Genomic DNA, 20,844 nt, shown 5'->3' on the forward strand with positions numbered 1-20,844 from the left:
GCCCATGCAGCCCGGCGACGTGCCGCGCACCTTCGCGAGCGCCGACCTCCTGCAGGCCCTCACCGGCTTCACGCCGAAGACGCCGCTCGCCGACGGCGTGCGCGCCTTCGTGGCCTGGTACCGCGACCTCGCTACCATTTTCAATCTTTGCCGCTGACCGGCGCCGAGTCAACTGCCGCTTGATTGATAGACGATAATGGGTCAATGAACGCGAAAGGCGACAACGCCGATCATAACAGGAGTGTTGGCACTGCTTCCAAACGTCAAATCCAGCTCGCGATTGAATCCGCTTTTCATAATCGGAACCGCCGTTTTATTCTTCGGGATCTACACCGACATACCTTTGGCGATAAGCGGCGGAACCGTGCCGATGGTTTCCGCGCTGCCCGGATTAGTGATCTTATTGTGCCACTCCGACGTGTGGTCGCCGCGATTTATTGTGTTCGTTGCGCTACCGGCAATTGTATTCTTTGCCGTCGCTTTGCTCGCTCCGGAATCTTCATATTTTCTACAAGAAAGAACATTCGCGACAGCGCAATTTACCTACGGATTGATTATTGGTTACCTCGGATCGTATACATTAGCCCGTTTAGGCCGCAAAAGGGTTCATAGTATCGTTTCGATTTTTCTACCGTGCTATTGCGCACTGCTATTTCTGGAGATTGCAACTCCTCTGAAGGACGTAATTGCAGACTACATGAATTTATATCCGCGCGAGTATGACTTTTACGCCATGGCAGATCGAGATTCCGCACTCGGAGGATATCGTCCGAAGCTATTTACATCTGAAACCTCCTACGTCGCGACAAGTGCTTTTCTCATGATCACTATTTACGTTTGGTCCGGGCGGAGTAAGCGTAAGTACCATTGGGCCGTTTTTTATGCCATGGCACTATCTGCTTTGATAAGAAGCCCGATCGTTCTAGTTTCCTTTCCTGTGATAATGGCAAGTGCTTTATTTGATCGCACTAGCGGCCAACGCTTTCTTATATCCCGCATAGCATCCACAGCTTTCGTGTTAACTGCCGCTGCGGCGCTATTTGCTGTCGGCGGGGATATTATAGAAACGCGCTTGGAGAAGGTCAGCTCAGGATCAGATTACAGCACCACCTACCGCACGTATGGGTCAGTCCTGGCCGCATGGGATGTGATCAACGAGTATCCTGAATTTGGAGTTGGGCCTGGAACGATCGAATTGGCCGAGGATATAATTATATCGAAGTACATATCATTAGGTGTTCCAGCAGAAGCGGCTTTGATAGATTGGCGAATGTCGATCAACAACGCTTTAGCATCTGCTCTATTACACTTCGGTATCCTTGGGTCAATCCTGATTCTATTGGTCACAGGCTGCATCGTAGCAAGGGATATACCGCGTTCGAGAATTCCCGCAATAGCCGCGATTGCATGCTACTCTTTAACATACGGTGCGATCTACACGCCGAAGTTCGTTGTAACATTCTTATGCATCATAGCCGCTTCCAAGCTTCGTAGCGAACCAGAGTGACACTGCTATGCAACACCTGGCCGATCGCGGAGCACAAAACACCTTACGAAATCGGAGGTCGCTGATCATTTACAGATATCATCTTGAGTAGCCGACCCGCCATCCCGGGCTACGGTCTGATGACTGGAGGTTAAAATCCTTGAAAGGGTACGGACAGAGCTATGCTTGATCCATAGCGGAAATTGTCCTGATGTAAGTTTGATAGGTTTGCTCACCTTGTAATGAAGGCATTTGCCTATCCCAAAGCGGCAGAAGCGCGCTTCTAAGATAGAGCAGGTGTTATGATCGGGATATCAAGACAGATCAGCTGCCGAGGAGTAAGAATGACTTCCGCATTCGCAACTATGTGCGCGGCAGCGATCCAGATGGTCCTGCTTCTGGTTGCAGCCAACCTGCTCGGGGTAGAGGAGTACGCGAAGTTCTCTCTGTCCTTGGCTATCGGGATTTTCGCTGCTGCCCTTATATCAGAATGGCTCCGAATGGTTCTCGCGCGGCATGCAGGAATGCGCCGCCGGCGATTCAGACGAGCCTTTCTTAGCGCGGTCCGAATGGCCACGCTTTGGACAACGGCGGCAGCATTAACTCTTGCCGTTCTAGCTGCCACTGTGTTTGTCTGCTTGCATGACCCGAATACCGCTATGTTCGTTCTGGCGAGCGGCGTGGTATGCAGCGGATGCATAATCTTAGACATGGCAAGTACCCACGTCCGATTCACCGGAAGTCAGCGTAAGTACAGCCGCTTTGTTTTGTTAAAAGTGATCGCCACTGGTGCGACCGCAGTATCGACCACAATCTTAGCGAACGATGGGCTAATCACCGCGATCGCGTTCGGAGCCTCCTCTGCAGTCTACGGCCTCGTTTACTTCAGAACAAAATGGCCCAAGGATTCGCCCTTCGAAATCGCTGTACTGAAGAAGTTGGCCGGTGAGGGATGGTCATTGGCGTCTAGTTCCATAACCACTGGAATCAGCTTAACTACCGCACGACTAGCCCTTGGATCGTCAATCGAAGCCGAAACTGCAGGAGCCATATTTCTCGCGGTAGATCTTGCCGTGCGTGGCCTAAATGTACTAGGTTCTACTTTAAACACGTGGGGCGCACGCCTCATCTACGACGGATCGCACATGCACGGGGGAGACGGAGCGGTCGAAGCCTTTGGAGTCGTCTCGGCAGTGTTCCAGTCGATCTGGTTTTCTTTAGGATTGTATGGCGTTGTGCTTTCCTTGGTTCTAACGCGATTAATATTTGTGGTTAGAGCCGAAGGAGACTTTATTGTACCAGCCATTCCGGTGCTGATTGCAGTTTTTATTCACTTTCTGAGAGTATATCTTTACGATGTGTACCTATCGTCTATCAGACGTTCAAGCGAAATAGCCGTCTCGTCAGCGCTGATGGCACTGATAACGGCCGTAATTGTAGCTACCGGTGCGGCGCGAACCTTCCAAGTGGTTGCTATCGTGCTTTTGCCGTGTGCTGTCTTCGCGTCTCTGACCATCTATGGCTTGCGAAATATGAAAGTTATCCTGACCGCGGTAGATGTTCGATCGTCGATCTTTTCGCTTAGTAAGCTCGTTACCGCCACACTGGGGCTGGCAATTTGGACGACAAATGCAGGTATCGTTTATTATATCGTGGTTCTGATACTGGCAGCTCTGCTAGACGCCAGCCAGCTTCGCTACGTATACCAACTGGTGAGCATGCAAAAGAAACGTGAACAAACGTGCAAATGACGTTTTTTTTATGAGAAGAAATGATATGAACTGGGGTGAAGAATAGATGAACATTTTGCAGATCGGCAGTTATTTACACCCAGACAAGCCAGGAGGTGCAGAGATCTCGGCCCAGAACGTGGCAGAGGCTCTGGAAGCCAAGGGGCATCGGATAGTCAGGTTGAGATGGCAGAATAAGAAACGGTTTGAGCTGATTGGCAATATCAGTGAGAGATGTGAAGGCGATTGGCTCGCCTCGACTTGGCGGCCCTACACGCCATTAGAAACGGGTCCACTTAGCGCAAAATCCGTTTTCTATTTGATGGAACTTCTCGCACCTCTCAGCAGGAGCGACTTCCATAGGCTGAAGCAGCTCGAGCGTGTAGATCTTGCGATTGTACACTCTTTTCGCGGGCTTGGGTTCGATCTCATCCGGCAAGTGTCGGCTTTGGAAATCCCGGTTGTCATTTTTCTGCACGATTACGCCCTTATATGTGTCAATAAGGGCATGACGCGTAATGGTCTGGCGTGTGCCAGACAGTGTGGCGCATGCAGAGTCGCCGGTGCTACCAGTCGCGCCGCTTTGAATACAGTTGCGAAACTCACAATTATCGGTCCATCCCGGCAGATCGTTGATAAGACGCGCGCCGCTCTTCGGCTACCTCAAGCAAGATACTTTCAGATACCGAACCCTAATAAATACAACGTGACGCCCCGGGTTCGGGGGCAAAGCAAGTATTTCACTATCGGTTACGTGGGGCGGCTCGAGCGTGATAAGGGGATTCTGCAGCTACTCGAGATGGCTGACCGGCTCAGACAGCGATCGGAAATCAGATTGGTTATTGCAGGCGCCGGAGCATTGGCAACTGAGGTGCGCCAATTCGCCCAGGAACGCACTTGGGTAGATTACGTGGGCTATATACAACCAAGCCTAATCGCCGGAGTTTACCAGGAGTTGGACATATTAGCGGTTCCATCTCTTTGGCCCGAGAACTTTTCAGGTTCCTTGGTCCAAGCATTGGGTAACGGCGTGCCAGCGTTAGGCTTTGACATTGGGGGTACGCCGGAGATCATACACAATGGCCGCACAGGATATGTAGTCCCGGTTGGTGACTTTCCGGCGATGGAAGACGCAGCCGTCAAGCTTATGAGTGATAGGAGCTTGCTTGAATCAATGTCACGCGCGTCGATAGAAGCTTTCAAGCAGTATGATGATGCTGCCCTTAAATCACAGATCGTCGACGTTATCGAGAACACAGCGCGCGACGATTAAGCACGGGAGGCCGCTCCTACGCCAACATGAATCACCTGAGACTGTCGCGAATAACAGCTGCGGTTCTAGCCCAGGTGAAGTGGTCAACGCAGGCGTTTTTGAAAACCGACCAGCGTTGCAGCATGTTCGCGTCAGCTTTATCGGAAAGCTCTTTCATCAGGCTTATCAAGTCGGAGACCTTCGGAACATATCGGACGAATTCGTCGCTGAAAGGCAATCCTGAAAACTCACCACGGATGTCGGAACGCGAAGCGACCATGCAATTATTTGCGACATAGTAGGACGCCTTCAGTTTGAAGCCGCCAAGAAAGCTATCTGGTATAAGACCGATGCGTAGTCCATCCGCATATTCCGCATGTTGGATGAAAGTAGACAAGTTCGAGAGACCTGGTAGCTCCCTTATGTCTGGGAGCGGTCGATCATGGCGAAACACCATAGAATGGTTCGAAGCTTCGATCTCGCGAAGCAGCATAGAGACGTCGCGCCGTTTAGGCGCCCAGTCGTAACTACCCGACAGTACGATTTCCGGAATGAAAGCAGCCGTCTGTAGCAAAGTTGCGGGCGGTGAGCCTGGCGGGGCGATATAAGGTCGAGTTCCTGGTGCCAAGTGTCGAACTAAGGCAGCATCACGCTTCGACAGTACTACGAGTCTTACATTCGGACGCCTGTAAAGGCGACTTTCCCAGAATCTAGAATGAGCGGCTGCAATGGTTGGAATTGTTCTTGTATCGAAGACCTGAAGCAGAACATCACTAATAATATTATGCAGAATCAAAGTCACTGGTCTTGTAATCAACGCGGCTAGGTAGTCAAAAGATTCCCAAGATATAATCACATGATCGCTCTTTTCCGCCGCGTTTATAAACGAGTTTACAATCTCGGAGGAGCGGTACTTGTAACGTGGGTGCGGTAAACCTTGTAGGAGCGCAATAGCACGCTCCTTGTGGTTTTGCGGCTTGAGAAGCATGTGGTTTAAGTGAAAATGACTTGGTAGGTGGCTTGCGACTTTCGAATCGTAGATTTCGTCGCCGCCGCCGTTCACGGGTTGCTTTCCGACCCACAAAATACTACAATCGCCCGCTTCGTCTAAATACATGATCAGCTCGTTGATAACCTTACGCGCATTCATATGCGTAGAGCGGTGGCAATACCGCTGCCTAGTGCAGCTTACCGCCGCTATGTGACTTGTAAAGACCCCTGTGTGCCTGCATCTACCGCGCCTCCGAGCTCGCTTTGATATTTCCTAGTGAGGGTTCCGGTTATGCGGGCCGCAACCTTCAGTCCACGCTGAGTAGAAACCCGGCCTGATCAGGAGAGGATCGACGAAGGGGTTCGTTCTGGAACATCGTTATGTCGGACCATCCACGGCGCTCTAGAGGGTATAATCGCGCCAGCCTCGCTGTTCGATGATATAGTTGTTTCCACGATGTTGCGTTTGAACTGCAAACCTGGAATGGCTAGCATCGGGGGAGCTAGGTTTCCTGAGTACGCGAGCGGCTTCCTACACTCGGTCCCCAAACTTCGGTCGCACCTCGTCGGAGAGAAGAGAGTCGCATGCACACGGTTTTCAAAATTCGGTAAGAGAAAGATAAGCATCTTTAAATTGCATCCAGCGCACAAGGGCGTGACTACGGCATCACGTTATCTTGCTGGGCAGACGCGTTGAAGCAAATGAGTCTAAATGCGCGTTTGATCGGGAATATCAGGCGCCATCCGTCAGTGATAGGCCGAGCACTTAATAGTTGATTAATGTATACAGGCGGGCGGGAATTTGAGGCCCGATCAATTTCTCGAAAGAGACAGTGGCAGAGGGATGTGTAATGAAAAAAATACTTATTGCTGGTGGCTGTGGCTTTTTAGGCTCTCATCTCGTCGATCGGCTAGTTCTGAGGAGCGACATCGATAAGCTAGTAGTTGTAGACAATCTTTGGACAGGGCGCAAGCAGAACATTGCCCATGTCAGAGACGAACGTCTTCATGTTATTATCAATGATGTCGAGACCTTTCAGTCGTACGAACAGTTCGACGAAATATATCACCTTGCGTCTCCGGCGTCTCCGCCGTGGTACATGACTGAACCACGCCGGACCATCTCTGCCAATCTGATTGGCGCCATGCGCCTGCTCGATCTGTTAGTGCCGGGCGGGCGGATCGGCTTCACGTCTACGTCGGAGATCTACGGCGACCCGCTCGTGTCGCCGCAGCCGGAAAGCTACAGGGGTTCAGTGGACTGCACCGGCCCACGGTCGTCCTATGATGAGAGCAAGCGCTGCACCGAGGCGCTTCTTTTTGAGTATCAAAGGACGAAGAAGACAGATGTTCGCGTCGCGCGGCTTTTCAATGTGTATGGTCCGCGTACCCGCCCTGACGACGGCCGCGCTGTCTCAAATTTTTTGACCCAGGCTCTCTCCGGTCAGCCAATCACTGTGTACGGCGACGGGAGCCAGACCCGGAGTTGGGGTTATGTGGACGACGTCGTGGAGGGCTTATCCCGTTTTTTCTGGCGCGATACCTTCGAGTATTCGGGGCCGCTGAATATCGGGCATGACCGCGAAGTCTCCGTCATTGATATGGCTCGCTATGTCGCCGACCTGGTAGGCGACGTCCCCATCGTGCACCTACCACCGGTACCGCAGGATCCCACTAACAGGCGACCCGACCTTACTATCGCGCGCAAGATTCTGCCGGGATGGGAGTGCCGGATCCCGTTCGAGGAGGGTATCGCGAGAACGCTCCGCTGGTTCCGGGCAAGTTTCGGAGATGTTGATTTCCACTTCGATGCTCCACCGCCTCCCGTTCTCGGCGAACGGCTTCTGGGTGAAACGGCAGATTCGTTGCCAGCGGGAGAAGATCGGTGACCGCGTCAGTTACCTTTATCGTCCCTGCTTACAATGCTGCGGCTACTTTTCGGCGCACGTGGGAGAGCCTCTGCGCCCAAAGTGTTGCCGACTGGACGGCTATCGTCGTGAACGATGGCTCAACGGACGGAACCGCGTTTCTCGTGAGGGAAATTGCCGCCACTGACCCCCGCCTTTTACTTGTCGAGCAGGGGAACGCTGGAGCTGCTGCGGCCCGGAACTATGCGGTTTCGCTCGCTTCGACGCCCTTCCTCGTTTTTCTCGACGCGGACGACTGGGTCGCACCCGAGTTCCTTTCCGTTCTGCTGCCCAAGGCGATAGCCGGAGGGGGCGCGGTAATTCCTTTCTGCGGCTATCGTCGTGTAACGCCCGACGGTCGGGAACTACCCGAAATGCCAGCGCCGGATCTGGACGGTGACCGCGCACTCACAGCTTTCGCGGACCATTGCGCCCTCGCGATCCACAGTGCCGTTGTTCCTCGTGAGGCCTATCTTGCGATCGGTGGAATGCGGTCAGACCGGTCGATCTGTGAGGATTGGGAGATGTGGCTGCGACTCGCGGCGCGTGGGCTTCGCTTCCAGAGGTTAGACCGCATTCTGAGTTTCTACCGGGTTAGCGAGGGATCACTTACAAGCGATCCCTGCATGCTCGTAGCCAACGCGGTAGAAGTTATCGACCTCGGCCGGTCCATGCTCAATGTCCGGGCTACCGAACGCGGCGTTGACGCTCTGCCGGGCGAAGTTCCGTCGCATATCAGCCGGGTGAAGACTGCCGTCTGGGCTGCCGCTACATGCCTCAACCGGGCAGTCAATCCTGGCGACCTACTCGCCCTATTGCCCGGTCGGCAAGAAATTCTTGGCTACGAGAACATCATTGCCGCATCGTTCCTTCATGGCGTTCGGATTGCGCTAAAGGTTCGCTCGACGGCTGAACTCGTGGCCGCAGCCGGGCAGTGGAGTGACTATGCCGACCGCATCTGGTGCGAGTTCGAGACCGTCAGGCCGGGTACCCGGCTGGCGTTGTGGCAGCACACCCTTTCTGTGCTGGCCCCCGGCTTACCGGCCGGCAAGGATTTTAGCGTCGGCCCGGTGAGCGTCGTCGCTGTTGATCTTGCCCGCGCGACCGTGCCTCCCGTGCCGACGGGCCGGTTGGTACTGCACGCGCTTTGCCGGAACGAGCGTCTACTTACCGTTGTTCCGCTCGACGGCTCCGTCTCACTCACATCCGTCGTTGGCAGTCTCGCTGCTGAATCAGGTTGGGGGTGGTCGATCGATGCCGCCGGAGGCAGGACGCGTCTTACGTTCGCCATGATCTGCGCTCTGCTACGTAACTTGCGCCGTATAGCCCGGCTACGGCGGCACGGGGACCGGCGGAAGCGCTTTTTGGGCCTGCTGCGCGATTGCCTTAGTGACGCCGTCGCGGATCTCTTTGGAGGGTGGCCAATGCCGGAGGCGGGTCCTCCTCTCCCAGCATCGAATCCCGTGCTCAAAGCACCGGCTATGGTGACTACCAGGGCCATAGCGTTGAAAGATACCACTGCTGCCAGTGTGAACGAGCCGGCTTACTGGGACGCGATTTTCGCGTCGGAGGATCCCTGGAATTACACTTCGGCCTATGAGGTGGAAAAATATCGCCAGACATTGGAGATCCTTCCACCGGGGCAGCTTGGCCGCACCATGGAGATTGCTTGCGCTGAGGGACTGTTCACGCTGCTATTGGCCGAACGGGGTGTGGAGCACCTTCTGGCCGTCGACATCTCCCCAAAGGCGATCGAGCGCGCCGCAGAGCGCTGCAGTGACAGACCTGAGGTTGAGTTTCGCCTATTCGATCTCAGTTCAGACCCGTTTCCCCAGGGAATGGATCTGATCATCTGTTCAGAGGTTCTATATTACCTCCGAGATCAGGCACAGCTCGACACCTTTGCCGCGCGAGTCGCGGATGCGCTTAAGCCAGGCGGATGCTTCGTTACTGCGCACGCCCACCTCCTCGTCGACGAGCCCAGCCGTACAGGCTTCGACTGGGACAATCCTTTCGGCGTAGCCGGCATCGTGGCGGCCTTGTCTGCCGTTCCGGGTTTCACTCTTGAGGAAACACTCGAGACGGAACTCTACGCGATTCACCGCTTTCGCAAGTCTACGCCGTGTTCCAAGAACTCGCAGCCCGTTATCCGGACCGGAAACCATGGTGTCCCTCTTGACCCGGAAGTAGAGCGCACCGTTGTTTATGGCGGCGCGATCGCAAGCCGTTCTAAGGTTTATCGCACCGAACGTACCGCACAAGTACCAGTTCTCATGTATCATCGAGTTGCCGCCGATGGCCCGGCCGCTCTCACCCGCTACCGAGTAACGCCCGATTTGTTTCTCGAACAGCTCCGAATGCTCCGCCGCCTCGGTTATCATTCTATCTCTAGTCGTGCCTTCGCAGACGCGCGGGTAGCCGGGCGCACGCTACCGGGCCGACCAGTGGTGATCACCTTCGATGATGGATACGAGGATTTCGCTGAGTACGCTCAACCGGCGTTAGAACGAAATGACTTCACCGCTGAGGTCTTCGTAGTAACTAACCGTGTTGGCGGTCGCGCTGATTGGGATTCGTACTATGGCGAACCAGCGCCTCTCATGAGCTGGTCCACTATACGCCAACTTGCCGGCCGCGGAACTCGATTTGGCTCGCACCTTGCTACGCACAAGCCGATGTCCCACTTGGCCGGGCACGAACTCCTGGCTGAGGCAGTCGGCTCGCGCCGAATGTTGGAACGCGAACTCAGTCAACCCGTGGTCACCATGGCAGCGCCTTTCGGCGTCTACGACGCCCGATCAATGCCGATCCTTCGACGGGCGGGCTATCGGGTTGCTTTTTCAACAGCGCACGGTGTTGCGGGGCCTTTGGATCCTCTCCTGCGTATGCCTCGTATTGAAGTTCAGGGTGACACGTCGCCCGAACAACTAGCGGCGCTCCTAGGCCGTGCGGGCGATCTAGCGGCCGCTAATCGTTCGGAGCAGGCAAAGTGAGAGGTATTGTCAGTCTACTGTCCCTCCGGAGTGGCCGCTCGGGAAAATCTGCTCTGGCCGTGGCGCGCGAACTGTTCCGGCTAGTTCCGGAGGTTCGCCTCACCACGTTCCTAATGATCGGAATCGGTATTGCGGCTGGCCTCGCGGAGACAGTCGGCATAACCCTCCTTGTCGCCGCGCTGTTCTCGCTAGCCAATCCAGATGGCACAGTTACTGTGCTATCCAGCCTCCAGATTCTGTCCGGCTTTGATGAGACCGCATCGTCCCGAGGGCTTGTCGTCACGATCCTCCTGGTTGCGCTTTCCTCAAAGATCATTCTGACATTAGTCAATGGTGTCTGGAATGCGAGGGTGTCCCACGCGATTAGTGAATCAATTCGCAACCAGCTCTACGACCAGCTTCTCGACATCTCGCTGCAGGATGTCTCACGCCATGACCGGGGCGAACTTATCACTATCCTGGCCACCGAATCGTATGAGGTAGCCGGCGCCCACACCGCGATTGTGCGTACCGGTATCAACGTAAGCACGATTGTGCTTTTCGGTGGTGTTTTGCTGGCGACATCCTGGCAAATCGCTTTGATCGCGATCTTCGCAGGCGTCCTCCATAGCCTCGCGATGAGCCTGTTCGCGAATAGTTACCACCGCCTCGGGCGCGCCACGAGCATCGTCCTTGAGCAGTTGACCCGGATTAGTTGGTCGTCGCTCCAGGCCTTCAAAGCCGTGCGCGCATTTGGGGTCGAGGAGGTGAATCGACAGACATTCCGAGAACTCTCGCGGCAGGCGGCGCGCAGCTTAGCAAAGTCCGAGATATACAACCAGATTACCGGCGCAATTAGCGAAGCGATGGTCTTCGCGGTACTTTTCGCAATTGTACTCGCGCCGGCACTGCTCGACGTTCCCTTCGCTTCCGTCGTAGGAGCCACCGTCCTCTTATTCCGGATGCAACCCCACATACGCGAGTTTAATCGCAACTTGCTACTTTTGATAAAAGCGGATGTTCCTCTAGAACGAATCCGGAGTGTCATCACACGGGATGACAAAGATTACGTAACTGGCGGAGACTACCGAATCGAAACAGTTCGTTTCGGGATCGAATTCCGCGGGGTTGGGTTCCATTACCGCGGAGCGGAGCGGCCTTGCTTGTCGAACATCAATTTCTCGATTCCGGTAGGTAGTCGCACAGCCATTATTGGTCGTAGTGGTTCCGGTAAGACTACGTTGGTTAATCTGCTGCTCGGGCTGGAGAGGCCGACAAGCGGCAAAATCTTAGTCGACGGTGTTGACCTATCGACTCTGCGTCGCGCCGACTGGGTTCGCCTAGTCAGCATTGCGGGACAGGATGTTGAACTGATCGAGGGAACCATCAGTGAAAACATTCGCTTTCACCGCTCGTTCGATGAAAAGGATATCCGTGCGGCGGCGAATCTCGCGGGTGCAGACCGATATATCAACTTCCTCCCCGACGGCTACGATGAATGGGCTGGTGACGAAGCGATTCGCCTGTCAGGCGGTCAGCGCCAGCGGCTGAGCGTAGCCCGAGGGCTCGTAGGCCTGCCGGAAATCCTGGTACTCGACGAGGCGACGAGCGGCCTCGACGAAGAAACAGAGGAGGAGGTCCTCCGCGCCGTTATCGAACGCTTTCGAGATCGGACGATCGTCTTAATCACTCACCGCCGCTCGACTCTGCGCTTCATGGACAACTTCATCGAGATAAACGACCCTACTCGGGCGTCCTCTGTCAATCCGGAACCCGCAACATGGTGACAGCCCTCTGCGAGGCGGCACCTTCACCGCTGGTGTCGGTAGTCATGCCAGCCTACAACGCCTCAGGACTAATCAAGGCCAGCATTCATTCGATACTAGCACAGTCGTTCACGAACTTCGAGGTTATCATCGTGGACGATGGTTCGACCGACGACACCCTAGAAATTGCCCACAGCTACGCAGCCGCTGATCCTCGTGTCCGCGTCGTCTCGCAACAGAACGCGGGCGTTGCTTCCGCCCGCAATCACGGGATCCGGATCGCGACCGGTCGTTACATAGCCCCGATCGATGCCGACGACCTGTGGCACAGAGAGCGTCTCGCGCGTCACATCGAGGCTTTGGAAGCCGCAGGCGAGAGTGCAGTAGTTGTCTATTCACCATTCTACATCGTCGACGAGGAGGGGCTGGTAATCTCTGCTTCCCATGACTATCACATGACTGGCTGCGTGCTCTTCCGCCATCTTTTCTACAATGCAGTAGGGAACGGAAGCGGCATGACGTTTCGTCGTAATGCCGTGACATGGGACGCGCCGTATGAGCCTTCCTTGCGCGCTCGGGGGGCCCAGGGCTGCGAAGACTTCCTCATCCAGCTGAAACTCGCGCTGAATGGCGAATACGTCCATGTTCCGGAGTATCTGATCGGATACCGGCGGCATCCCGAGAACATGTCCGCCAACATAGTGGCCATGAAGCGCTCCAGGGTCCTAGCTCTAGCCGAAATACGTCCGTATATCGCTTGGCCGTGGCGATGGGCCGTCGACTGGTCCATGCTAAAGGAGGTAGGCATACTGCTACGCTTCGGGCTAAAGCGCGACGGTTTGGCTTTCCTCATTCAAAGGCCAGAGCCATTGGTGTCGACGATCGGCACGGCCGCAGCCCTACTACTCTGTCTACCACACGCGGTTCTCCTGCGCATCGAGCGCGTCCTACAGTCGCGGCAGCGCATTCCGAAAGGCACCCCCGGCCAGCCGTTCGAGGGCGCGAGCGCACCAGTCGAGTCTCCTTCCGTGCCCCGAGTATTTGTCAGCCCGGGCTATCACTTGTTGAAGCTGATGGATCGCAGGATCGGTTATCGGGCCGTCGCGGCATTCGACAAAAATCATGTGCCGCACACCGACCGGACGACCACTTCGCAGCAGTAGCAAATTGAGAGGTGGGGTGAGGCCGTCGTCTCGCTCCCGATCGCTACCAGTCAAGCTTCGCCTTATGTATTCCCGGAACAACGCCTAACGTTCCCATAATCGGGCCCGTACTCTCTCAGCCGAAACCAAGGTTCGCAGAACGTCCATATCTCAGGGACCACCTCACAGCCCCACGGCTTAAAGAAGGGAAACAGCTCACATAGCAGGCAGAAATCTGCGCTAATATTCACACGACTATGACAGGCCGATTGTAGAGGCGAGCCGTTTAGATGGCGGGCTTTATGGGCATTGACCCAGGCGACTGTGCGCCGCACAATGCTAAGCTCGCGTTGTTAGGTGTAAGCCTTCAAACGGATTGCACACCACCAAATATTAGCGTTTGTTCCCGCCGTGTCCGCGACCGGTGGCTGACCGAGGTATGAGTTTTGAGCACGACCCATTACGCCCTACAGGGTAAGCGCATCTTTGTCGCTGGACACCGAGGCATGGTGGGCAGCGCGCTTGTCAGACGGCTAGGGACGCAAGACTGCGACGTAGTGACGGCAGATCGAGCAGCGGTCGATCTGAAATGTCAAGCGGCCGTTGAGCGTCTCATTTCGGATATCCGTCCCGATGCGATCGTGATCGCTGCCGCAAGAGTCGGCGGCATCCTAGCCAACGACAGATTGCCTGCCGAGTTTCTGTATGACAATCTGATGATCGCAGCCAACTTAGTCGAGGCCGCCCATCGGGCTGACGTCAACAGACTCTTGTTCCTCGGCTCGTCGTGCATTTACCCGAAGCTTGCCGAGCAACCAATTCGCGAGGAAGCGCTCCTAACCGGCCCGCTCGAGCCCACGAATGAATGGTACGCAATCGCGAAGATCGCCGGCATCAAGCTTACTCAGGCATATCGGAAGCAGTACGGGCGCGATTACATCTCCGCGATGCCTACGAACCTTTACGGTCCCGGTGACAATTTCGACCTTATGACGGGCCACGTTATGCCCGCTCTGATCCGGAAAGCCCACGAAGCGAAAGTCCGCGGCGATCGAGAGTTGGTTGTGTGGGGGTCGGGCACGCCGCGTCGGGAATTTCTTCATTGCGACGACTGTGCTGACGCGCTTACATTCTTACTCGAGACGTACTCTGGTTACGAACACGTTAACGTTGGCTCAGGCGAGGATATTACCATCCTGGAACTGACCGAGATCGTCTGCAGCGTTGTCGGATTCAACGGCAAAATCACTCACGATCTCAGCAAGCCGGACGGAACGCCGCGCAAGTTAATGAGCGCCGACAAGCTTCGCGCAATGGGTTGGAAGCCGAGCATCGGCCTAGAAGAGGGAATCCGTGGTACATACAAGGCTTTTCTCGCCGGTGAAGTTGCTGTACGTGGAGCAGAACTTAACGCTGCACTTTCGCAAACTGTTTAGGCGTGACAAATCGGTGGTAGCCGCACACGGCATTTTTAACGCAAACCTTTCAGCATAAGTTTTAGGTGGGCAACTGATGACATACCGCGATGTAAGCCCGAGTCCACGTACGTCGTCCGCTGGGCAAGATGAGCCTCTCTCTACGGCATTCTCGGTCGACGAGATCATGCTGATCGTCCGGCGCCAATGGTACGTCGTGGCAGCCTGTGTAGCGGTCGCGGTGGCGATAGCGGTAGGATATATTTTAACCGCGACACCCGTCTACACGTCCTCGGCGGAAGTCGTGGTTTCAGGCCCTGACACGTCGGTCATATCGGACATCGCGGGCACCACTGGTGAACCGGTGAAAGACGAAGATATTCTCACCTACATCGAAATCATCCGATCAGACCGGATCATCGGACGCGCCTTGGCAAAGATCGAGTTCGATCTTTCGGTTCACGACCGGGTTGCGTACGCCAGCGGAGAGCCGGGGCTATTCGAACGTTTTCTATCTGCCCGGGCGAGTGACGGCGCGAGCGAAACGAAGGGCGGCGGCGCGGCGTCCGCAGCCGAGCAGTTGGTTTCAGTCAAAGACAATGTGACCGCTCGGCGCGTCGGTCGGACCAATGTTATCAGCGTGTCCTACGATGACACCGATCCCGTGCGCGCGACGGCCCTTGTGAAAGCTATAGCGGACTCGTTTGTTGAGGACCATGCGCAGAAAAAGGTCCAATCTGCAGAAACCTCGAGTGCCTGGCTGCAGGGGCGGATCGAGGAACTTCGCGCGAAGGTTCTAGCGGCAGACACGGCCGTTCAGAATTTCCGAGCGGAAAACGCGCTTCTGGAAACCAACGGCCAGCTCGTATCTGACCAGGCTCTTGGCAACGTGAATAAGCAGTTGCTGGATGCTGAAGCTGCAACGGCGCAGGCGCGTGCTAAGTACGAGCGGGTCACAGACATCATTGCTTCCGGCGATACGAACGCCGTGATCGTCGATGCCCTTGACAGCTCGCTGATCACGACCCTGCGGAAGGAGTATCTGGAGGCGTCCAAGCGCCAATCAGAGATTTCCGCGCAACTCGGGCCGGAGCACCTGCAGGCAGTGAAGCTCCGCGCCGAGATGGCGGAATACAGCCGGCTGATGTTCGAGGAACTGCGGAGGATCGAAGACAGCTACAAGAACGAGCTCGCGGTTGCGCAAGCGCGAGAGAATTCGCTTCGGCAAGCCGTCGAACAGGCGTCCGGGGTTACGAGCCAGTCCAATCAGGTCATGGTTCAGCTGCGCGAGTTGGAGCGGGAGTCCCAGGTCTACCGTTCCATTTACGAGTCCATGCTGTCGCGTTTGCAGGAAGTGAACCAGCAGGCCGCTCTGCCAGTTGTCGTGGCAGAACTCGTCAACGAACCCCAGCTGCCGGCCGGCCCGTCGCATCCGAAGAAGCCGCTTATACTCGGTCTAGCGTTCCTGCTTGGCGGGGCTGTTGGAGCCGCCGCGGGCGCCATGCGGGAGCTGCGCGACGTCAGCTACAAGAACGGCGATCTAGTTAAGTCGGATCTGCGCCTTCGCTTCCTGGGTTATGCACCGGTAATCGTTGGTGACATGGGGACTGATCTCGCTGACCGCGTTCGTGCTGGTTCAGATAGTCGACCCCACGTGGTCTACACTGACCATACCGGGCAGTTTGCGGTCAAACACCCGCTGTCCCAGTTCGCAGAAACGATCCGCTCGTGCCGACTTGCAACCGAAAAGCGCGAGGGCGCCGCCGCAGGAGCTGTGGTCGTCGGGATCGTGTCGTCGTTACCCGGTGAGGGCAAGACAACGATCTCAGCCAATTACGCTAACAGCTTGGCGAGTGCGGGATATAAGACGCTACTGGTCGACGCCGATTTGAGGCGTCCTGGGCTTACGCAACTTGCTGTACGCGACGCGACTGCAGGGCTCCATGAGGTGCTCCGCAATGAGGCCACCCTCGGAGAGGCGGTTCTGACCGATCCTGAAACCGGGCTTCTGATGTTGCCCTCGTTCGCAGCCAAGGCGAATCCGAGCGATCGTAATCTGGATCACCGACTAATCGGCCCATTTCTGGCGAAGGCGCGCGAGCACTTCGACTACATAGTGGTCGATCTTCCCCCATTGGCTCCGGTGATCGACGCCCGTTCCATAGCGCCGAGTGTCGATCAGTTCCTCTTCGTGGTCGAATGGGGAGTAACCTCTCGCAAGGTGATCAAGACGCTTGTGGAGGCGGAGCGGGAAGTGTTCAGCAAGTGCAGCGGTGTTCTTCTAAACAAGACCGATCTGGGACGAATGAAATATTACGCTTACTACGGATCCGTGGAGTATTACCGCAACACCTACAATAGCTACTACGTCAAAAACTAAAATGCGGACTTTGCGGCCGTGTTTCTGGCGTGGCGAGGCGATCTCAGAAGCCAGAGCCATCGATCGCGGGAATAGTGGCTGCAGTCCGATCTGTTTGTTTAGTAATGGGCGTCTATCCGTAGGCCGCTTTTGCGTTGTTGCCTAGTTCAGGCGGTCGTGCTCCGAATGACGGCATTTCATGCTGGCCTATAGCAATGGCGTGAGGCGTCCATAGCTGATCAACGCTATGGATCACTTGCTGGTCCAAGTACGCCTAGGCGGATTTGCCTGGACGCGTCGCCGACCGCGTGCGCTGCAATCGTCGTAATTCGTTCGATTGTCAGCCGCTTCCGAGCCTTTGGAGCGCCCGGCTATTTGGCCCAAGGGAAGCTGCCGTCCTTGTCCAATGGTTTGCCATTAGCGCAACTTGAAAGCGGCGACGGGCGAATTGCAGTCGATCATGCCGTGCGGGTGCTCTTGATCGTAAGCTTGGCGCAGAGCTTTCGGTCTGACGAGCGTCAGTACGCTCTACGAGTTGGGAGGGGAACTCGGGCACTCCGCGCGAGCTTTCCAAAGTGCCCTCGATCAGACGGTTGTCGCGATGCTCCCCTGGTCGAGAGCAGTGGGGCACACCGCCGCGCTGGCAGGCCGAACGTCGGGGTCGCACGACCAGGAGTTGGCGCCCAGGTCGACCCGCATTACTCTCGGGCTACTTCTGTTCCAGCCCACGTACTCGAGCACTGCCACGCCGCCTTCTGCTTGCATTCGAACCGCGGCGCGAGCGCGGCCGTGATCGGCGTGTAAGTGTCAGGGACGCGAGGATAGGACTTAGATCTTCCGGCCGGTGACGAGCTCATCGCTGATAAAGCTTAAGGTCAGGTCACCTTGGCGGCTTGCGAAGGCTGATCGCCCGCCAGGCCCGTTCAGGACCTGAATGTACTTCTCCTTGGAGCGCCTGCAGCATGTAAGCGCCTCTCAAGAACCCGTAGGACGGACCTCCTCATCGTGTGCACCCTTCCAACGGGTCCACTCCAGGCCGGAATGGTAGCGCGGAGGATCCTGGAAGAGAACTGCACATTAGGACAGGCAGTCGTTCGCGCGTGTGTGGCGTCCTTTGGGGTGCTCAGCGAACAGCGGAAGATCGACGGACTAACTTTGACCATTCAGCTCCGATCGCGGAGACGAGGTGGGTCAGGGCGCTACGCTTGCCGAGTTCGCGCGCTTTCGCTGCCGCAACGGCCCGCTGACCAGTAACATCGATGCTGTAGGCAGCTGCTCTGATCGCGCTTGCCAGAGCCGTAGCGCTGCCCGGCTGGACCACTGTTGCCGCCCCGCGCACAAAATCCGCGAGCTCAGTGCCGTCGTCCGCCGTTACAACGATCGACCTGCCGCTTGCCAGCATACCACCAAGCTTGGAGGGCAACACAAGATCTGCTGCGCCAGGATCTTGGGTCAAGGCATGAAGATCTGGGAGGTTCAGAAAGGCATTGAGCTTTTCATAGGGCTGAAAAGGTAAAAATCGAATATTCGGCTGATGGCCGTAGCGCTTGGTTAGGTGAGCTTTCGCGGGGCCCTCACCGGCGACGATGAACTTGATCCGCGGATCGCTGACCAGCATCTCGGCTGCGTCCAGAAGCACCGATAAACCTTGCTTGGCGCCGATGTTGCCGGAATAGAGGACGATGAAATCGTCTTCCGAATAACCAAGCTCTGACCTATACGGATTTGGCCCAGCAAGTGGACGTATGTGATCGAGGTCAACCCAATTGCGAACGATCGCAAGGCGCTCCCGAGGTACGCCCTTCTGGGCAAGCTTGTCCGCCATGCGGTCTGAAATCGTCACCACAGTATCGAGTTGAGCCAAGCAGGCGCGTTCGAACGCCGAGCCAATGGCCTTCAGGAGCTTGAAGTCCGAAAGATGTCCAATAGCAAATGCTGCATCGACCTCTAAGTCTTGAACGTGCAGAACCGTGTGGGCCCCAACTAGGCGCGCAGCAAGAAGGGCTGCCGGTGCGGCAAACAGCGTCGGCTCAACGATAAAAACCACGTCCGGCTTACGCCGGAGAATCTGCCAGATCGCAACCGGAGCAGACGTGAGCGCAAAAGTTACCGGTGCAACAAGCCTCCAGATCCCACGCATCTTTTTGCCGAGAGTCAGTGGGCAGCGGTAAACCGCCAGGCGAGAGCGAGTCTGTGCGCTGAAACGATTTGCGTAGCCGGTCTGAACGGCCCAGCCTGGGTAATGAGGCGGCGTTGTGATCACCGCCACATCGGCGCCTTCCGCGGCGAAGTGTTCGACGATCTCGCCCGTGTACTTGCCGACGCCGGCAAATTCCGGTGAATAGTTCATGCCGTATACGACGATCCGCTGACCGGAAAGAGTGCCGCCCGTAGCCGCATCATGCGGAATGATATCGGCTACTTGGGCCGTATCGAGGAGTGCATGATTGGTCACGGGCGGCTCCGGCTTGAACATGGCGCAGATGGTCGACCTCAGGCGTCCTTCATGACGGTCGACGACTGCATCACCTTGAGATCCTCGTTGACCATCTCTCGGCATAGATCCCGGGCGGTCGTTTCATGTGTCCACCCAAGCTTTTCTTTAGCCTTGGTCGGATCGCCAATCAGAAGGTCGACTTCGGTGGGACGGAAGTATCGAGGATCGATCTCAACCAGGCAGCGGCCGTTCAGATAGTCGTAGCCTTTCTCGTCGATGCCGGTGCCTCGCCATTCCAGCCGAATACCGACGTCTTCAAACGCCCAGGAAACAAACTGGCGCACTTCCGTGGTGTACCCGGTCGCAAGGACGTAGTCGTCAGGCCGTTCCTGCTGCATCATAAGCCACATGCCACGAACGTACTCGCGAGCATGGCCCCAATCGCGCTTAGCATCGAGATTGCCGAGATAAAGCTTCTCCTGCTTGCCGAGACGAATAGCAGCAGCTGCCCGTGTGATCTTCCGCGTAACGAAAGTCTCGCCGCGAAGCGGGCTTTCGTGGTTGAAGAGGATGCCGTTCGAGGCATGCATGCCGTAGGCCTCGCGGTAGTTCACCACGATCCAGTAGGCGTAAAGCTTTGCGGCTGCGTACGGCGAGCGCGGATAAAACGGAGTGGTCTCGCGCTGCGGAACTTCCTGAACGAGGCCATAGAGCTCTGAAGTCGATGCTTGATAGAAGCGCGTCCGCTTCTCCATACCAAGAATTCGGATGGCTTCGAGGAGACGAAGCGTGCCAATGCCGTCGGCGTTGGCCGTATACTCCGGCGTTTCAAAAGAGACTCGAACGTGGCTCTGAGCCGCAAGGTTGTAGATCTCGTCCGGCTGTGTTTCCTGGACCACGCGGATCAGGTTTGTGGCGTCGGTCATATCTCCGTAGTGGAGAATGAACCGCGGATCAGGCTCATGCGGATCCTGGTAGATATGCTCGATGCGACCAGTGTTGAACGACGACGCGCGGCGCTTGATCCCATGTACCTCATAACCCTTGCTCAACAAAAGCTGAGCGAGGTAGGCCCCGTCTTGACCTGTAATCCCCGTAACTAGGGCAACTTTGCCCTTCCCCGATCCGGCCCCCGACATTCCGCAATCCCTCATTCCACAACTCAGATCGATTATACAGTCGCAGCTATGTATTGTGCGTCATGAAGTAACGCATCAGCTTTACTTCCCTCGCACATCTGCTGCGGCCATTGCAAAACGATTAGGCGACCGTGGTGCGCTTGGAACCTGCACACCTTGCGCCTGAACTGCATGAAAAACTGACCCAGAACAGAAGGCCGGCGCTGTAGGTATTATCTCCAAAATATCTACTCCACTGGGAATGGAGCT

The 20,844-nt window shown here is 56.1% G+C and carries 12 protein-coding genes; 9 read left to right on the forward strand and 3 right to left on the reverse strand.

Going from position 1 to position 20,844, the window contains the following annotated elements; all coding sequences use genetic code 11:
• Positions 1–241: 241 nt before the first annotated feature.
• The 3 genes from HND91_RS21485 to HND91_RS21495 all read left to right on the forward strand — a co-directional run bounded on the left by HND91_RS21485 (position 242) and on the right by HND91_RS21495 (position 4,489).
• Positions 242–1,507: a hypothetical protein gene (locus tag HND91_RS21485; RefSeq protein ID WP_181708664.1), complete on the forward strand. Its 1,266-nt coding sequence runs from the start codon at positions 242–244 to the stop codon at positions 1,505–1,507.
• 323 nt (positions 1,508–1,830) lie between these two features.
• A complete protein-coding gene (locus HND91_RS21490; protein ID WP_181708665.1) occupies positions 1,831–3,237 on the forward strand; it encodes a hypothetical protein in 1,407 nt (468 codons plus the stop codon).
• Positions 3,238–3,283: 46 nt separating this feature from the next.
• A complete protein-coding gene (locus HND91_RS21495) occupies positions 3,284–4,489 on the forward strand; it encodes a glycosyltransferase (RefSeq protein ID WP_181708666.1) in 1,206 nt (401 codons plus the stop codon).
• A gap of 31 nt (positions 4,490–4,520) precedes the next feature.
• On the opposite strand, the gene HND91_RS21500 is transcribed toward HND91_RS21495, so the two are convergent.
• Complete coding sequence (locus HND91_RS21500) at positions 4,521–5,585, reverse strand: CobW family GTP-binding protein (RefSeq protein WP_181708667.1); 1,065 nt, start codon at positions 5,583–5,585, stop codon at positions 4,521–4,523.
• 724 nt (positions 5,586–6,309) lie between these two features.
• Here HND91_RS21500 and HND91_RS21505 point away from each other — a divergent pair.
• The 6 genes from HND91_RS21505 (at position 6,310) to HND91_RS21530 (ending at position 17,040) form a co-directional block, all read left to right on the forward strand.
• The gene (locus HND91_RS21505) at positions 6,310–7,347 is read left to right on the forward strand and encodes an NAD-dependent epimerase/dehydratase family protein (RefSeq protein WP_181708668.1); all 1,038 of its coding nucleotides are present in this window, start codon (positions 6,310–6,312) and stop codon (positions 7,345–7,347) included.
• Positions 7,344–10,358 carry a glycosyltransferase gene (locus HND91_RS23280; protein WP_181708669.1) on the forward strand — a complete coding sequence of 1,005 codons (3,015 nt, stop codon included), beginning with the start codon at positions 7,344–7,346 and terminating at the stop codon, positions 10,356–10,358. Before HND91_RS21505 ends, HND91_RS23280 begins: the two co-directional genes overlap by 4 nt.
• A 59-nt stretch (positions 10,359–10,417) precedes the next feature.
• Entirely contained in the window at positions 10,418–12,124 is a 1,707-nt protein-coding gene (locus HND91_RS21515) for an ATP-binding cassette domain-containing protein (protein WP_181708670.1), read from the forward strand.
• Positions 12,118–13,266 (forward strand): glycosyltransferase family 2 protein, encoded by a 1,149-nt coding sequence (locus tag HND91_RS21520; RefSeq protein ID WP_181708671.1) that lies wholly within the window; start codon positions 12,118–12,120, stop codon positions 13,264–13,266. The genes HND91_RS21515 and HND91_RS21520 overlap by 7 nt, the downstream gene beginning before the upstream one ends.
• Positions 13,267–13,691: 425 nt before the next feature.
• Complete coding sequence (gene fcl, locus HND91_RS21525; RefSeq protein WP_281379145.1) at positions 13,692–14,681, forward strand: GDP-L-fucose synthase; 990 nt, start codon at positions 13,692–13,694, stop codon at positions 14,679–14,681.
• 76 nt (positions 14,682–14,757) lie between these two features.
• Positions 14,758–17,040, forward strand: a complete 2,283-nt coding sequence (locus tag HND91_RS21530) for a polysaccharide biosynthesis tyrosine autokinase (protein ID WP_281379146.1) — start codon at positions 14,758–14,760, stop codon at positions 17,038–17,040.
• 1,102 nt (positions 17,041–18,142) lie between these two features.
• On the opposite strand, the gene HND91_RS21535 is transcribed toward HND91_RS21530, so the two are convergent.
• Together HND91_RS21535 and gmd are read right to left on the reverse strand one after the other, a co-directional pair.
• Positions 18,143–19,495 (reverse strand): WcaI family glycosyltransferase, encoded by a 1,353-nt coding sequence (locus HND91_RS21535; protein ID WP_181708674.1) that lies wholly within the window; start codon positions 19,493–19,495, stop codon positions 18,143–18,145.
• Positions 19,496–19,512: 17 nt separating this feature from the next.
• A complete protein-coding gene (gmd, locus tag HND91_RS21540; protein WP_181708675.1) occupies positions 19,513–20,595 on the reverse strand; it encodes a GDP-mannose 4,6-dehydratase in 1,083 nt (360 codons plus the stop codon).
• Positions 20,596–20,844 lie beyond the last annotated feature (249 nt).

Origin of the sequence: Chthonobacter rhizosphaerae (genome assembly GCF_013839525.1) — a bacterium.
Lineage (GTDB): Bacteria > Pseudomonadota > Alphaproteobacteria > Rhizobiales > Pleomorphomonadaceae > Chthonobacter > Chthonobacter rhizosphaerae.

Coding starts and splice junctions, on each gene's coding strand:
- HND91_RS21520 (WP_181708671.1), top strand. CDS start 12,118: ATGGTGACAGCCCTCTGCGAGGCGGCACCTTCACCGCTGGTGTCGGTA.
- HND91_RS21500 (WP_181708667.1), bottom strand. CDS start 5,585: ATGTATTTAGACGAAGCGGGCGATTGTAGTATTTTGTGGGTCGGAAAG.
- HND91_RS21490 (WP_181708665.1), top strand. CDS start 1,831: ATGACTTCCGCATTCGCAACTATGTGCGCGGCAGCGATCCAGATGGTC.
- gmd (WP_181708675.1), bottom strand. CDS start 20,595: ATGTCGGGGGCCGGATCGGGGAAGGGCAAAGTTGCCCTAGTTACGGGG.
- HND91_RS21495 (WP_181708666.1), top strand. CDS start 3,284: ATGAACATTTTGCAGATCGGCAGTTATTTACACCCAGACAAGCCAGGA.
- HND91_RS21530 (WP_281379146.1), top strand. CDS start 14,758: ATGACATACCGCGATGTAAGCCCGAGTCCACGTACGTCGTCCGCTGGG.
- HND91_RS21505 (WP_181708668.1), top strand. CDS start 6,310: ATGAAAAAAATACTTATTGCTGGTGGCTGTGGCTTTTTAGGCTCTCAT.
- HND91_RS21535 (WP_181708674.1), bottom strand. CDS start 19,495: ATGTTCAAGCCGGAGCCGCCCGTGACCAATCATGCACTCCTCGATACG.